Here is a 16,410-nt window from a genome sequence, read left to right on the forward strand (position 1 = left end):
GCATCCACCTTCGGCCGCAACACCGCCGCCAACCGCTCCGCAGTCAGCGACTCCACCACACCGTCATCCAGCACACCCGCCGTATGCACCACGGCACTGATCGAGTACCGGGAAACCAACTCCACCACAGCGGCCGCGTCGGTGACATCACACGCCTCGACAACAACTTCGGCACCACTCTGCCCAAGCTCCGCCACCAGTTCCTCAACACCCTCGGCAGCCGGACCACTCCGACTGACCAACAGCACACTCCGCACCCCATGCTCCGCCACCAAATGCCGAGCCACAGTACGGCCCAGACCACCCGTACCACCGGTGACCACAACCGTGCCGGAGGAATCCCACGTCACCGCGTGCTCGGACCGCGCCCGAGCCAACCGCGCCGCCAACACCTCACCACCACGCACCAACAGTTCGGGCTCGTCGGTCGCGAGTCCCTGCGGCAACACCGTCACATCGGCGTCGTCACCGAGTTCCACCAGACCGAAGCGGCCCGGGTTCTCCGACCGCGCCGACCGCACCAGACCCCACACCGCCGCACCCGCGAGATCCCTCCCATCCACCGCACCACGCGTCACGAACACCAACCGCGAATCCACGAACCGCTCATCGGCCAGCCAGGACTGCGCCATCTCCAGCGCCCATGCGGCCGTGGCGTGCGCCGACTCCACCACGCCGCCGGAACCGGCCTCCACCGGTACCAGCACCACGCCCGGCACACGGCCGGACTGGGCCAGGGCCGCGAGGTCCGGGTGGCTGTCGAACGGTGCGCCGGTGAGGGAGCCGAGCGTCGCCACGGACCCTGCGGCCCCGGCCGAGGGCAGGCGTACGGGGGACCACTGCATGTGGAAGAGCGCGTCGCGCCCGACCGGGTGCGCGCTGCCCTCCAGTTGATCGGCGGTGACCGCCCGCAGGACCAGGGTCCCGATGGAGGCGACCGGCTCACCCGCGGTGTCGGCGACATCGACGGACAGGGTGTCGCCGCTGTGCTGGACGATCCGGGCCCGTACGGCCGAGGCGCCGGAGGCGTGGAGCGAGACGCTCTCCCAGGAGAAGGGAAGGACCCCCCGCTCCAGTCCGTCGAAGGCGCACGCGTGCAGGGCGGCGTCGAGCAGGGCCGGGTGCAGGCCGTAGGCGGGTGCTTCGCCTTCGGCGACGTCGGGCAGGGCGACCTCGGCGAACACTTCGTCGCCTCGGCGCCATGCGGCCCGCAGGCCCTGGAAGTGCGGTCCGTAGTCGAATCCGTTCGCGGCCAGGTCCGGGTAGAGGTCGGTCAGGTCGACGGCCTCGGCGTCGGCGGGCGGCCAGGACTCCGCGTGGAAGTCATGGCCGGGGTCGACCGTCCGCTCACCGGTCACGAGGACGCCGGTGGCGTGCTGGACCCACGGCCGGTCGCCGTCGCCTTCCGGACGGGAGCGGACGCTGAGGGCCCGGCTGCCGGCCTCGTCGGCGGGGCCGACGTGCAGTTGCAGCTGTACGCCGCCGTGCTCGGGCAGGACGAGCGGGGCGGCCAGGGTCAGTTCGTCGATCCGGTCGCAGCCCGCTTCGTCGGCGGCCCGGACGGCGAGTTCGACGAAGGCCGTTCCCGGCAGCAGCACCGAGCCCATCACCCTGTGGTCGGCCAGCCATGGGTGTGAGAGGAGCGACAGGCGTGAGGTGAACAACAGGCCGTCGCTGTCGGAAAGCTCCACGGCGGCGCTCAGCAGCGGGTGCCCGGCCGCTTCGAGGCCCGCTGCGCTGATGTCCACGGCGCCGGTGAGATCGGGGGCGGGCCAGTAGCGCCGGTGCTGGAAGGCGTACGTCGGCAGGTCGACGACGTGCGCGGGAGCGCCGGTGAGGAACGCGGCCCAGTCGATCGCGGAGCCCTGCGCATGCAGTTGTGACAGGGCCGCGAGGAGCGTCGTCTCCTCCGGGCGGTCCTTGCGCAGGGCGGGGACGGCTACGGTCTCCTCCGGCAGCGACTCGCGGGCCATGGCCGAGAGGGTGCCGTCGGGGCCCAGCTCCAGGAAACGCGTCACGCCCTCGGTGTGCAGGGCGCGGATCCCGTCGGCGAACCGTACGGCCTCGCGGACGTGGGTGACCCAGTAGTCGGCGGTGCGCAGCTGGTCCTGTGCGGCCGGGCCACCGGTCACGTTCGAGACGACGGTGAGCTCCGGCTCGCCGTACGTCAGGCTCTCGGCGACGGTGCGGAAGTCGGCGAGCATCGGGTCCATGAGCGGCGAGTGGAAGGCGTGCGAGACTCGCAGTCTGCCGGTCTTGCGTCCCTCCCCCTCGAAGTGCGCCCGAATCTTTTCGACGGCGGCCTCGGCGCCCGAAACCACCACGGACGACGGGCCGTTGACGGCCGCGATCGCGACGTGCTCGGTCAGCTGCGGGAGGACCTCGTCCTCGGTGGCCCGGATCGCCGCCATCCCGCCGCCGGCGGGCAGGGCCTGCATGAGGCGTCCGCGTGCCGCCACCAGGGCGCAGGCGTCGGCCAGGGAGAACACGCCGGCCACGTGCGCGGCGGCGATCTCGCCGACCGAGTGCCCGGCCACGTACTCCGGCCGCACGCCCCAGGACTCCACCAGCCGGAACAGGGCGACCTCGACGGCGAACAGCGCGGCCTGGGCGTAGGCGGTCCGGTTCAGCAGTTCCGCGTCCTCGCCCCAGACGACATCGCGCAGCGGGCGGTCCAGGTGCGCGTCCAGTCCGGCGCACACCGCGTCGAAGGCCGCCGCGAACACGGGGTGTCGGGTGTGCAGTTCTCGGCCCATGCCGAGCCGTTGCGAGCCCTGGCCGGAGAAGAGGACGGCGTCCTTGCCGTCGTGTGCCACGCCCGTGATCAGGGCGGTGTCGGCGTCGCCCGCGGCCAGGGCGGCCAGGGCGCGTACCGCGGTGTCGTGGCTGTCGGCCGCGATGGCCGCGCGGTGGCTGAAGGCCGTGCGCGTCGCCAGTGTGTGCGCGACGTCCGCGAGCCGCGGTTCGCCCGGGCGCTCGAGATGGGACAGCAGCCGGGCCGCCTGGGCCGTCAAGGCGCTGTCGTTCCTGCCGGACAGCAGCAGGGGCACCGTCTCGGGGGCGGCGGACGGCGCCTCGGGTTCGGCGGGCTCGGCCTGCTCCAGGATCACGTGTGCGTTGGTGCCGCTGACACCGAACGCGGAGACGGCGGCCCGCCGCGGGCGGTCCGTCTCCGGCCAGTTCGCCGACTCGGTGAGCAGCTCGACCGCGCCGGCGGTCCAGTCGACGTGCGGGGTGGGCTCGTCGATGTGCAGGGTGCGCGGCAGCACACCGTGCCGCATGGCCAGGACCATCTTGATCACGCCGGCGACGCCCGCGGCGGCCTGGGTGTGCCCGAGGTTGGACTTCAGCGTTCCCAGCAGCAGCGGCCGCTCCTGCGGCCGCTCCTGTCCGTAGGTGGCGAGCAGCGCCTGGGCTTCGATGGGGTCGCCGAGGGTCGTGCCCGTACCGTGCGCCTCGACGGCGTCGACGTCGGACGCGGCCACACCGGCGTTGGTGAGGGCCTGGCGGATGACGCGCTGCTGCGAGGGGCCGTTGGGCGCGCTCAGGCCGTTGGACGCGCCGTCCTGGTTGACCGCCGAGCCGCGCACGACGGCGAGCACCTGGTGTCCGTTGCGCCGGGCGTCCGAGAGCCGCTCCACGAGCAGCAGTCCGGCGCCCTCGCTCCAGCTGGTGCCGTCGGCCGCCGCCGCGAACGGCTTGCAGCGGCCGTCCTCGGACAGTCCCCGCTGCCGCGAGAACTCCACGAACGTCGTCGGCCTCGACATCACCGTCACACCGCCGGCCAGCGCCAGCGAGCACTCGCCCTGGCGCAGCGACTGCACCGCCATGTGCAGGGCCACCAGCGACGACGAGCACGCCGTGTCGATCGTGACCGCCGGGCCCTCGAAGCCGTAGGTGTACGACAGCCGGCCGGAGACCACGCTCATCGAGTTGCCGGTGAGCGAGTGGCCGGTGGCCTGGTCCTGACCCGCACCCAGGACCGCGCGGTAGTCCTGCGGGCTGCTGCCCGCGAAGACGCCGGTGCTGCTGCCGCGCAGTGACTCCGGGTCGATGCCGGCCCGTTCGAGGAGCTCCCAGGAGGTCTCCAGCAGTAGCCGCTGCTGCGGGTCCATGGCGAGGGCCTCGCGGGGCGAGATGCCGAAGAAGTCCGCGTCGAAGCCCGCCGCGTCGTCGAGGAAGCCGCCCCCGCGTGCGTAGCTCGTGCCCGGGTGGTCGGGGTCGGGGTGGTAGAGCCGGCCGAGGTCCCAGCCCCGGTCGTCGGGGAGGGGGGAGATGGCGTCCCCGCCCTCGGCCAGCAGCTGCCACAGGGCCTCCGGCGAGCTCGCCCCGCCGGGGAAGCGGCAGGCCATGCCCACGATCGCCACGGGTTCGTCGAGGACGGCGGCGGTCCGTTCCACGACGGCCGCGGTGCCGGCCGTGCCCAGGATCTCGGAGCGCAGGTACTCGGTGACCGCGGTGGGCGTGGGGTGGTCGAACAGCAGGGTGGCGGGCAGTCGCAGGCCCGTCGCGGCGGACAGGCGGTTGCGCAGTTCGACGGACATCAGCGAGTCGAAGCCCACGTCGGTGAAGGCCCGTCGGGCCTCGATGGTGTCCGGTGAGTCGTGTCCGAGGGTCTTCGCGGCCTCTTCCTGGACCGTGCGCAGCAGCACCCGCTCCTGCTCGGCGGCGGGCAGTGCGCCGATCCTGCCGCCCAGGGGGGCGCGCTCCTCGGGCGCGGCGTCGTCGGTGGCGAGTGCGTGGCGCGCCTCGGGCAGGTCGGCGAGGAGGGGGCTGGGGCGGACGGCGGTCAGGGCGGGGGCGTACGCCGTCCAGTCCACGTCGGCCACGGTCACGTTCGCCGCGCCCTGGGCCAGGGCCTGGCGGAGGGCGGCGAGTGCGGAGGCCGGGGCCATCGGGATCAGTCCGTCGCGGCTGACCCGGCCGGCCACGCCGCTGTCCGTCGCCATGCCGAGGTCCGCCCAGGGGCCCCAGGCCGCCGAGGTGGCCGGCAGCCCTTGCGTGCGCCGGTGTTCGGCGAGGGCGTCGAGGAATGTGTTGGCGGCGGCGTAGTTGGCCTGACCGGCGTTGCCCAGGACGCCGGCGATCGAGGAGAACAGGACGAACATCTCCAGGTCGAGGTCCCGGGTGAGTTCGTGCAGGTTCAGGGCGGCGGTGGCCTTCGGGCGCAGTACGGTCTCGAAGCGTTCGGGGGTGAGCACGTCCAGCATGCCGGCGTCCATGACGCCGGCGGCGTGCACGACGCCGGTCAGGGGCGTCTCGGCGGGAATGTCCGCGAGGACGGCCGCCAGGGCGTCGCGATCGGCGGCGTCGCAGGCGGCGACGGTGACCCGGGTTCCCCGTTCGGTGAGTTCGGCCGCGAGCTCCGGTGCGCCCGGGGCCTCCAGGCCCCGGCGGCTGGTGAGCACGAGGTGCTCCGCGCCGGCGTCGGCGAGCCAGTGCGCGAGCTGTGCGCCGAGCGCGCCGGTGCCGCCGGTGATCAGGACCGTGCCGTGCGCGGTCCACTCGGCGCCGGTGTCGCCGCCGGGCGCGATCCGTGCCAGGCGGCGGGCGAAGGTCCCGGCGGGTCGGATCGCGACCTGGTCCTCGCGTGCGGCGAGTACGCCGAGGAGAGCGGAGACGGCCCGTGTGTCCGGGATCTCGGGGAGGTCGACGAGCCCGCCCCAGATCTTCGGGTACTCCAGGGCGGTCACGCGTCCGAGGCCCCACGCCTGTGCCTGCACCGGGTGGGTGAGCGCGTCCCGGTCGTCGACGGCGACGGCGCCGCGGGTCACGCACCACAGCGGGATCTGCCGGCCGGAGGTCTCCAGGGCGCGCAGCAGGGCGGTGGTGGCGGCCAGGCCGCGCGGTAGGGAGGTCAGGTGGGGGTGCGGTCGTTCGTCGAGGGCCAGCAGCGAGAGCACCCCGTCGACGGGGGTGTCGGGCCAGGTGATGGTCTCGGCCGGGTCGCCGGCGTCGGGCACTACGTGCAGTTCGGTGCGCAGACCCTGCTCGCGCAGGGCGTCGAGGAGCCGGGTGGTCCACGGGTCGTCGGCGGAGCTTTCGGGCAGCGCGACGAGCCAGGTCCCGGTGGCGGCGAAGCCGGTGGGGGCGGTGAGAGGGGTCCAGTGCGCCCGGTAGGTCCAGTTGTCCGCCGCCGCCTGGGCCCTGCGCTGCTTGCGCCATGAGGAGAGGGTGGGCAGGAGGCTGCCGAGCGAATCGGCCTCGCTGCCGTCGATGGCCAGGACGGCCGACAGCCCTTCGAGGTCCTCGCGTTCGACGGCTTCCCAGAATCCGGCTTCGCCGGCCTCGGTGGCGGCCGGTGCGCCGGTGGTCCCGGTCGCGTCCAGCCAGTACTGCCGGCGCTGGAAGGCGTAGGTCGGCAGGTCGACGCGGGCGGCGCCGAGCGCGCCGAGGCAGGCGGTCCAGTCGACGGGGACGCCGTGTGCGGACGCGGTGGCGACGCCTTCGGCGAGGGCCTGGGCTTCGGGGTGGCCGGTGCGCAGGAGGGACAGGAGGAGGGGCTGTTCGAGGGTGGTCACCGAGTCCTGGACGCTCGGGATGAGCACGCTGCCGGGGGCGAGCTCCACGAATGCGGTGACGCCCTCGGCTTCGAGGGTGCGCACGGCGCTGCAGAAGCGGACGCCCTCACGGATCTCCCGGACCCAGTAATCGGGGGTGCGCAGATCGTCGCCGGTGGCGAGCTCCCCGGTGAGCGTGGACACCACGGGGATGCGGGGGACGTGGAACTCCAGGCCCTCGGCGACGCGCCGGAAGTCCTCCAGCATGCCGTCCATGCGCGGGCAGTGGGAGGCGATGCTCACCCGCAGCCGCTTGACGCGGCGCCCCTGGGCCTCCCAGTGGGCGGCGACCTGGGAGACGATCTCCTCGTCGCCGGAGATGACCTGGGCCTCGGGCCCGTTGACCGCGGCGAGGGTGGCGCGGTCCTCGTGTCCGGCGAGGGAGGCGCGGATCTCGTCCTCGGTGGCCTGGATCGCCACCATGGCCCCGCCTTGGGGCAGCGCGTGCATGAGGTTGCCGCGGGCCGCGACCAGGCGTGCGGCGTCCTGGAGGGAGAGGATGCCGGCCACGTGGGCGGCGGTGATCTCGCCGACGGAGTGGCCTGCGACGTACTGCGGTGTCACGCCCCAGGACTCGACGAGCCGGAACAGGGCGGTCGCGAAGGCGAAGAGCGCGGGCTGGGTGTAGTCGGTCCGGTCGAGCAGGGCGGCTTCGTCCGTGCCCTCCTCGGCGAAGACGATGTCGCGGAGCGGCTTGTCCAGGTACGGGTCGCACTCGGCGCACGCCGCGTCGAAGGCCCTGGCGAACTCGGGGTAGGCGGCGTGCAGTTCGCGTCCCATGCCCAGGCGCTGGGGCCCCTGCCCGGTGAAGAGGAACGCGGTGGACGCCTTGGCGGCGACGCCGGTCACCAGGCCGGCCGCGGTCCGGCCTTCGGCGAGGGCGTCCAGACCGCGCAGGAAGGCGTCCCGGTCGCCCGCGACGACGGCGCCGCGGTGCTCCATGAGGGCCCTGGTGGCCACCAGGGAGTGGGCGACGTCGGCCGGTTCGAGGTCGGCACGGGCACGGACGTGGCGGCCGAGCAGCGCGGCCTGGGCCCGCAGGGCCTCGCCGGTCCGCGCGGACAGGATCCAGGGCAGCACGCCGGGCCGGGCGACCGGCGCGGGCCGCGGCTCGGCCTCGTGCGAGGGTGCCTGTTCCAGGACGACGTGGGCATTGGTGCCGCTGATACCGAAGGAGGAGACAGCGGCGCGGCGCGGGCGGTCCGCCGTGGGCCAGGGCTCGTCCTGCGCGAGGAGCCTGGCGTCGCCCTCGCTCCAGTCGGCGTGCGGGGTGGGCTCGTCCAGGTGCAGGGTCCGGGGCAGCTCGCCGTGCCGCATCGCCAGGACCATCTTCATGACGCCGGCGATGCCGGCGGCGGCCTGAGTGTGCCCGATGTTGGACTTCATGGAACCGATCAGCACCGGCCGGTCCGTGGGGCGCTGCTGTCCGTACGTGGCGAGCAGGGCCTGGGCCTCGATGGGGTCGCCGAGCCTGGTGCCGGTGCCGTGGGCCTCCACGGCGTCGACGTCGGCGGTGCCGAGAGCGGCGTCGGCCAGCGCCTGGCGGATGACGCGCTGCTGGGAGGGGCCGTTGGGGGCGGTCAGCCCGTTGGATGCGCCGTCCTGGTTGACGGCCGAGCCCTTCAGCACCGCGAGCACCGGGTGGCCGTTGCGCACCGCGTCGGAGAGCCGCTCGACCATCAGCAGTCCGACGCCTTCGCCCCAGGCGGTGCCGTCGGCGCCCGCCGCGAACGGCTTGCAGCGGCTGTCGGGTGCCAGTCCGCGCTGGCGGGCGAAGTCCACGAACATCTGCGGGGTGGACATCACGGTCGCGCCGCCCACCAGGGCGAGGTCGCACTCGCCGCGCCGCAGCGCCTGCGCCGCCAGGTGCAGGGCGACCAGCGACGACGAGCAGGCCGTGTCCACAGTCAGGGCGGGGCCTTCGAGGCCGAGGACGTAGGAGATCCGGCCGGAGGCGATGCTGATGAGGTTGCCGGTCAGCAGGTGCCCGCCGGTCTCCTCGGTCCGCCCTGCGCCGTCCGCGTCGTACCCGCCGTGAGTGGTGCCGACGAACGTGCCGGTGGAGCTGCCCGCGAGGGACTCCGGGTCGATGCCGGCCCGTTCGACGGCTTCCCACGCGGTCTCCAGCAGCAGCCGCTGCTGCGGGTCCATGGCGAGCGCCTCGCGAGGGGAGATCCCGAAGAAGCCGGGGTCGAACTCGCCCGCGTCGTAGAGGAATCCGCCCTCGCGGGTGTAGGTGGTGCCCTGGTGTGCCGGGTCGGGGTCGTAGAGCCCGTCGAGGTCCCAGCCGCGGTTGCCGGGGAAGGCGGACATCGCGTCGACGCCGCCCCGGAGCAGTTCCCACAGCTCTTCCGGCGAGCGGACTCCACCGGGGAAGCGGCAGGCCATGGACACGATCGCGATCGGCTCACGCTGCTTGTGCTCGGTCTCGTCCAACTGCTGGCGAGTCTCGTGGAGGTCTGCGATCGCGCGCTTGAGGTACTCGCGCAGCTTCGCCTCGTTCGACATCAGGACGCCAACCCCTCGTGAAATGCCGGTTCTGGGGCACAGAACGCCAACACTCACGTCTGACCCACTTTCACGGGCCATCCTCATCCGAGGCGGACTGCGGGTTTCCCTAGTACTCGGTTCCTCGACGGACGTACGTGTGCCGACGTCAACGACGTTCAGGACTAAGGGTTTTCGCTTCCCGGCGACGCTAGCGTCCACCACTTCCCCCGTGTGTGCGCCCAGAGCGCACCGCCTCGAAGCCCATGCGAAAGGACCTGTCATGGCCTCCCCCCACGAGCTGCCTTCCCTCGGCCTTGAACCGCCGGACTTATTGGAGGTGAGCCCGCTGCTGCGCGCACTGCAGGAGCAGGGGCCCATCTGCCGGGTGCGCACCCCCGCCGGAGACGAGGGGTGGCTGGTGACCCGCCACGCCGAGCTCAAGCAGCTGCTGCACGACGAGAGGCTCGGCCACTCGCACCCCGACCCGGCGAACGCGGCACAGTACGTCAGGAGTCCGTTTCTGGACCTGATGATCACCGACACCGACGCCGAGGCCGGCCGCCGGACGCACGCCGAGACCCGCCGCCTGCTCACGCCGATGTTCTCCGCCCGGCGGGTGCGCGAGATGGAGCCGAAGGTGGCGGCGGTCGTGGACGCCGTACTCGACGGGTTCATCGCCCAGGGGCCGCCCGCCGATCTGCATGGCGGCCTCTCCGCGCCGGTTGCGCTGTCCGTGCTCTGCGACATCATCGGTGTGCCCCCGCAGAGCCGGGAACAGCTGGCGACGCTGCTGGCCCAGATGGCCCTGCTGGACGACCGGGAGAGCGTGGAGCACGGACAGCGGGGTCTCTCCGCGTTCGTCGCGGGGCTGGTCGAGCAGAAGCGGGCCGAGCCCGGCGACGACATCATCACCCGGCTGGCCGAGGGTGGGCTGTCCGACGAGCGCGTGGCAACGCTGGCAGTGGGCCTGCTGTTCGCCGGGCTGGACAGCGTCATCACCATCATGGACCACGGTGTGGTGCTCCTGGCCGCCCACCCCGAGCAGTGCGCGGCGGCACTGGCGGACCCCGACCTGATGACGCACGCCGTGGAGGAAGTGCTGCGTGCGGCCAGGGCCGGCGGGTCGATCCTGCCGCGCTATGCCTCCGAGGACATCGTGTTCGGCGGAGTGACGATACGGTCCGGGGACCTGGTCATGTTCGACTTCAGCCTCCCCAACTTCGACGAGCGGGCCTTCGACGAACCGGGGCGGTTCGACATCACCCGGACCCCCAACCCGCACCTGTCCTTCGCCCACGGCATCTGGCACTGCATCGGCGCGCCCCTGGCCCGCATCGAGCTGAAGACGGTGTTCACCCAGCTGTTCACCCGCCTGCCCGGTCTGCGCCTGGCCATCGCGGTGGACGAGCTGCGCGAGCGGGGCGGCCGGCTGTCCGGCGGCCTCGCCGAGCTGCCGGTGACCTGGTAGCAGAGAAACATCACGGCGGGCGGCCCCCAGGGGCCGCCCGCCGTGGCGTGTGTCACGGGGCCGCTGTCACGCTCCGAAGACGGATTCGAGCCAGTTGTCCGCGATCTCCGCGGCCGCCGGGGCGTCGGTCCGGACGATGGAGAGGTGGTCCGCGTCCAGCTTGATGATCTCGGCCGTCGGGATCTTCTTGCTCAGTCCGTCGCCGTCGGCCTGGATGCCGGGGTACAGCCGCGTCGCCTGAATGCTCAGCACAGGGGCGGTCATCTGCTGTACGTCGATGCTGTTCAGCAGGCGCATCCACCGCCCCATCGCGGACATCTTGGCGTTGGTGATCCGCACCTGGGACGCCTCCGCGGCGAGGAAGTTCGCCCGCAGCAGGCCGCCGTAGTCGATCTCCTCGTGCGACTCGTGCCGGATGCTGAGGGTGTCCAGCAGCACCAGGCCCGCGGGCTTGATGCCCCAGGTGCTCTCCAGCAGACCCGCGGCCGCGTAGGAGTACGACCCGGCGGAGGAGTGTCCGACCAGGATGAAGGGCTCGCCGTCACTCGCACGCAGCGCGCTCTCCGCGATCGACCGGGCCGCGCACTCGGCCGTGGCCGGCTGCGGGTCGCCCGGGGCGAACCCGACCAGCGGCAGGGCGATGACCTTTCGCTTTCCCCGGAAGCGGGCGGCGAACCTGGCGTACTCCTGGACGCCGCCGTTGGCGGTGGGCGTGCTGATGCAGATCAGCATCGGCGAGGCGGGGCCCTCGGCGAGCGTGGTCGGCAGCGGCAGGTCCTCCAGCTCGGCCGTGTTCTCGAAGTTCGGGCCGCCGACGCCGCCCATGGCCGACACCAGCCGCATGGCTTCCGCGATCCTGTCCTCCCTGATGGAGGTGAGGAAGCGCTGCTCGAGCCAGTCGACCTGCTCCCCGGCGGCCGCGCCGACGAGGCCGCCACCGGACGAGGAGCCGCCCTGGCCGGGCCGTGCCACGAGTTCGCCGCGCAGCCAAGTGGCCAGCTTTTCGGGGCTCTTGTTCTCGAAGACCACCGTCGCGGGCAGTTGCAGCCCGGTGGCCGCGGCGAGCCGGTTGCGGAGCTCGACCGAGGTCAGTGAGTCGAAGCCCAGCTCGAGGAACTCCCGATGGGTCTCGACGCCCTGGGCCGAGGCGTGCCCGAGCACGGCGGCGGCCTCGGTCCGTACGAGGTCGACCAGGTAGGCGGTCTGCTCGTCCTCGTCCAGTTCCGCGAGCCGGTCGGTGAGCCGGCCGGCCGGGTCGGCGCCGGTGGCTCCGGCGGCGCGGCGCCGGGACGTGACCAGGCCGCGGAGTACGGGCGGTACGGGGCCCTCGACGCGTAGCGGGCCCGAAGTCCGGCCGAGCGCGACGAGATGGGCCGCGTCGCAGGTCCCGGCCGCGTCGAACAGCGCCAGCCCCTGCTCGACGGTCAGCGGGGTGGCGCCGTACGCGGCGATCCGCTGTATGTCGGCGTCGGACAGGGCGGCGGTCATGCCGCCGCCCTGGGCCCACGCGCCCCACGCGAGGGACTGCGCGGGCAGGCCGTGCGCCGTGCGGTGCCGGGCGAGCGCGTCGAGGAAGACGTTGCCCGCGGCGTAGTTGCCCTGGCCGGGGGCTCCGGTCACGCCCGAGATGGAGGAGTACAGCACGAACGCGGCCAGGTCGAGGTCCTTGGTGGCCTCGTGCAGATGCCAGGCGGCATCCACCTTCGGGCGCAACACGGTCGACAGTCGCTCGGGGGTCAACGAGGTCACCACGCCGTCGTCGAGGACGCCGGCGGTGTGGATCACGGCGGTCAGCGGGTGCGCGGCAGGCACCGATGCCACGGCCGCGGCGACCGCTCGGCGGTCGGCCACGTCGCAGGCGAGGACGGTGACCTCGGCGCCGTGGGTGGCCAGTTCGTCCCGCAGTTCACCTGCTCCGGGCGCGTCGGGGCCGCTGCGGCTGACCAGCAGCAGGTGGCGTACGCCGCGCTCGGTCACCAGGTGCCGGGCGAGTTCGCGGCCCAGTCCGCCGGTGCCGCCGGTGATCAGTACGGTGCCGTCCGGGGCCCAGGCGCGCGGCATGGTCAGCACGGTCTTGCCGATGTGCCCGGTGCGGCTGATGTGGCCGAACGCCTCGGGGGCCCGTCGTACGTCCCAGGTGGCGACGGGCAGCGGGCGCAGCGCGCCCCGGGCGAACAGCTCCTGCAGTTCGCCGAGCATTTCCTGGGTCCGGTCCGGGCCCGCTTCGGCGAGGTCGAAGGCGCGGTGGCGCACCGGGTCGGCGGACTCGGGATCGCGGAGACCGGTCCTGCCCATCTCCAGGAAGTGGCCGCCTGGGGCGGTCAACCGCAGGGAGGCGTCGGCGAATTCGCCCGCGAAGGTGTTGAGCACCACGTCCACGCCGCGGCCCTCGGTGACCTCGAGGAAGCGCTGCTCGAAGTCGGTGGTGCGGGACGAGGCGACGTGGTCGTGCGCGACGCCCCCCTCTCGCAAGGTGTCCCACTGGTCCTCGCCGGCCGTGGCGAACACCTCGGCGCCGAGGTGCTGTGCCAGCTGGATCGCCGCCATGCCGACGCCTCCGGCATCGGCATGCACGAGGATCGACTGGCCCGGCCGCAGGTCGGCGAGGTCCTTCAGGGCGTAGAGGGCGGTCAGGAAGGCCAGCGGTACGGCGGCGGCCCGTTCGGGCGACCAGCCGTCGGGGATACGGGTCAGGAGCCGCTCGTCGGCGACGGCAACCGGGCCGAAGCCGCCGGACACCATGCCCATCACACGGTCACCCGGGACCAGTCGGCGCACCTCGGGTCCGGTCTCGGTCACCACGCCGGCGATCTCGGAACCCATCGGCAGGGCCTCGCCCGGGTCCTCGCCCAGGGCGTCCCGGACGTCGCGGACGTTCACCCCGGCGGCTTGGACCTCCAGCCGGACCTGCCCCGGTGCGAGCGGCTCCAGGGTCTCCGGGCAGGGTGCGAGCATCAGCGTGTCGAGGCTGCCCCTGGCCGCGCTGTCCAGCCGCCACGGCACCTCGACGGGCGGCAGCAGTCCCGCGCCGCTGCCCAGGAGAGCCAGCCGGCCCACCCGGACGGCACCGTCGCGTACGACGAACTGGGCGTCCTCGGTGGCCAGCAGGCCCGGCAGGTGCGCACGCACCGCGGCGAGGCCCCCGTCGCCGTCCTCGAGGTCCAGGAGCGCGATCCGTCCCGGATTCTCCGACTGCGCCGAGCGCACCAGGCCCCACACCGCGGCCGCGGCCAGGTCCCGCACGGCTTCGCCCTCTTCGGCGGAGACGGCGCCACGGGTGACGAACACCAGGCGCGCGGTGCCGGATTGCTGCCGCTCCTCCCACTCGTGCAGCAGGCCCAGGACCCGGGCGGTGAGCTCGTGCGCGGCTGCGGGCAGGTCGTCGCCCGTACCGGAGACGGGGACCACCACGAGGCCCTCATCGCCGGTGAGGTCCGCCAGGGAGGCGACCGACGCGCCCACGCCGAGTTCGTCGGTGCCCAGGGACACACAGGGGATGTCGGCGGGCTGCGCCTCGGGGGCGGCCACCCAGTCCAGCGACAGCAGCGCGTCGTGCTCAGCGCTGCGCCGCATGCCCGCCGGTGCTGCCGTGCCGGCCAGTTGACCGCGCAGTACCAGTGCCTCGGCGGAGAGTACGGGTGCGCCTTCGACGTCGACCGCCGCGATGGACACCGAGTCGTCACCGGTCTTCACGACGCGGGCCCGCAGGATCGAGGCGCCGGCGGCGTGCAGCGACACACCTTGCCAGACGAACGGTATGAGCCGGTCGTCGTCGCCGCCGACGCCGGCCATCCGGTGGGTCTGCAGCACCGAGTCCAGCAGCGCGGGGTGGATCCCGAAGGACTCCGCCTCCTCCGCGACCTGGTTCGGCAGGGCGACCTCGACGAATGCCTCGTCCTCGCGCCGCCACACCGAGCGCAGGCCCTGGAAGGCCGGGCCGTACCCGGTCCCGTCGTAGAAGCCCGCCAGGTCGACGGCCACCGCGTCCTGCGGCGGCCAGGCACGGGAGCCGAAGTCCGCGATCCGCTCGCCGGTGGTCAGGGTGCCGTTGGCGTGCTGGATCCACCGCTGGTCGGGGGCGATGTCCGAGCGCGAGTGCACCGAGATCGTACGGGCACCCGTCGCGTCGGGGGCGCCGACCAGCACCTGGACCTGTGCGGCACTCTCCTCCGTGAGCACCAGCGGGGCGAGCAGGACGAACTCCTCGACCCGGTCGCAGCCGACCTGGTCGCCGGCGCGCATGGCCAGTTCCAGGAAGCCGGCACCCGGGAAGAGGATGTTGTCGCCTATGGCGTGGTCGGTCAGCCACGGGTATGTCTGCAGCGACAGACTGCCGGTGAACAGCACCTCGTCGGAGTCCGCGAGCGTCAGCGTCGCGCCCAGCAGGGGGTGCTCGGCGGGCACGAGTCCGGCGGCGGTCACCTCACCCGCCGGCGCGGCGGGCCTGGGCCAGTACCGCTCGTGCTGGAAGGGGTAGGTGGGCAGGTCGACGCGGCGCGCGCCGGTACCGGCGAACCACGCGGCCCAGTCCACCGCCACGCCCGTGACGTGCAGCCGCGCGAGCGCGGTCAGCAGGGCCGTCTCCTCGGGCCGGTCCTTGCGCAGGGCCGGAACGGCGGTCGCGGTGCCGTCCAGGGTGTGCTGCGCCATCGCCGTGAGGACACCGTCCGGGCCCAACTCCAGGAAGACCGAAGCGCCTTCGGCCTCGAGCGCCCGCACGCCGTCCGCGAAGCGCACCGTCTCCCGCACATGCCGCACCCAGTAGCCGGGCGAGCACACCAGCTCCTCGGCGGCGAGTTGCCCGGTCACGTTGGACACTATGGGGATCTGCGGTGCCTTGAACGACAGCCCCTCCACGACCTGCCGGAAGTCCTCCAGCATCGGCTCCATCAGCGCCGAATGGAAGGCGTGGCTCACCGACAGCCGCTGGGTCTTGCGCCCCTCGGCCGCCAACTCCGCTGCGATACGGAGCACTTCGGCCTCATTTCCGGCGAGGACGACCGCCTCGGGGCCGTTGACCGCCGCGATCGACACCCCGTCGACCAGCCGCCCCGCCACCTCGGCCTCCGCCGCCCGGACAGCAACCATCGCGCCATCGGCAGGAAGGGCCTGCATCAGCCGCGCCCGCGCCGCCACCAGCGCACACGCGTCCGCCAGCGAGAACACCCCGGCCACCTGCGCCGCCGCGATCTCACCGATCGAATGCCCGGCCACGAAGTCCGGGCGGATCCCCCAGGACTCCACCAGCCGGAACAGCGCCACCTCGACGGCGAACAGCGCCGGCTGGGTGAACCCGGTCTCGTCCAGGCCGTTCGCGTCGCCGAACATCACCGCACGCAGATCCCGCAGCTCACCATCGAACTGCGCCAGCACCTCGTCCAACGCCTCGGCGAACACCGGGAACCGGCCGTACAGCTCCCGACCCATCCCCGCCCGCTGCGCACCCTGACCCGAGAACAGCACCGCGAACTTGCCGGCCGTGTCCCCGGCGAGGCCGCGCGCGACCTCCACTGTCCCGTCGCCCTCGGCCAGGATCACCGCGCGGCGCTCCAGGTGTGCGCGGGAGGTCGCCAGCGAGAAGCCCAGGTCGACCGGCGAGTGGTCGGTCAGCGCGGTGATCTGCGCGAGCTGCGCGGCCAGCGCGTCCTCGGAGCGCGCGGAGACCGGCCACGGCACGGTCGACGGCACGACCGGCAATGCGGTCTCGGGCCCTTCACCGTCCTCGTCGTCGGACTCGTCGGCGGCCGGTGCCTGCTCGATGATGACGTGGGCGTTGGTGCCGCTGATGCCGAACGATGACACACCCGCCCGCCACGGCCGGTCGGCCTTCGGCCACTCCCGGGACTCCGTCAGCAGCTCCACCGCACCGGACGACCAATCCACATGCGACGA

3 protein-coding genes are annotated in these 16,410 nt (G+C 73.2%); 1 reads left to right on the top strand and 2 read right to left on the bottom strand.

All coding sequences use genetic code 11. The features are described from left to right. On the bottom strand, nucleotides 1-9,068 hold a 9,068-nt coding region (locus tag ACGFML_RS37995; RefSeq protein WP_393550508.1), incomplete at its 3' end, for a type I polyketide synthase. Nucleotides 9,069-9,330: 262 nt separating this feature from the next. Here ACGFML_RS37995 and ACGFML_RS38000 point away from each other — a divergent pair. Further along, on the top strand, nucleotides 9,331-10,518 hold the full coding sequence (locus ACGFML_RS38000; RefSeq protein WP_393550510.1) for a cytochrome P450: 1,188 nt from the start codon (nucleotides 9,331-9,333) through the stop codon (nucleotides 10,516-10,518). 66 nt (nucleotides 10,519-10,584) lie between these two features. On the opposite strand, the gene ACGFML_RS38005 is transcribed toward ACGFML_RS38000, so the two are convergent. Beyond that, nucleotides 10,585-16,410 (bottom strand): SDR family NAD(P)-dependent oxidoreductase (locus ACGFML_RS38005; protein ID WP_393550511.1); only part of this gene is annotated, 5,826 nt, incomplete at its 5' end.

This window comes from Streptomyces sp. NPDC048650 (genome assembly GCF_043199095.1).
GTDB lineage: Bacteria > Actinomycetota > Actinomycetes > Streptomycetales > Streptomycetaceae > Streptomyces.

What these genes read in the sequence shown, in the direction of transcription:
- ACGFML_RS38000 (WP_393550510.1), top strand. Translation starts at nt 9,331, where the DNA reads ATGGCCTCCCCCCACGAGCTGCCTTCCCTCGGCCTTGAACCGCCGGAC.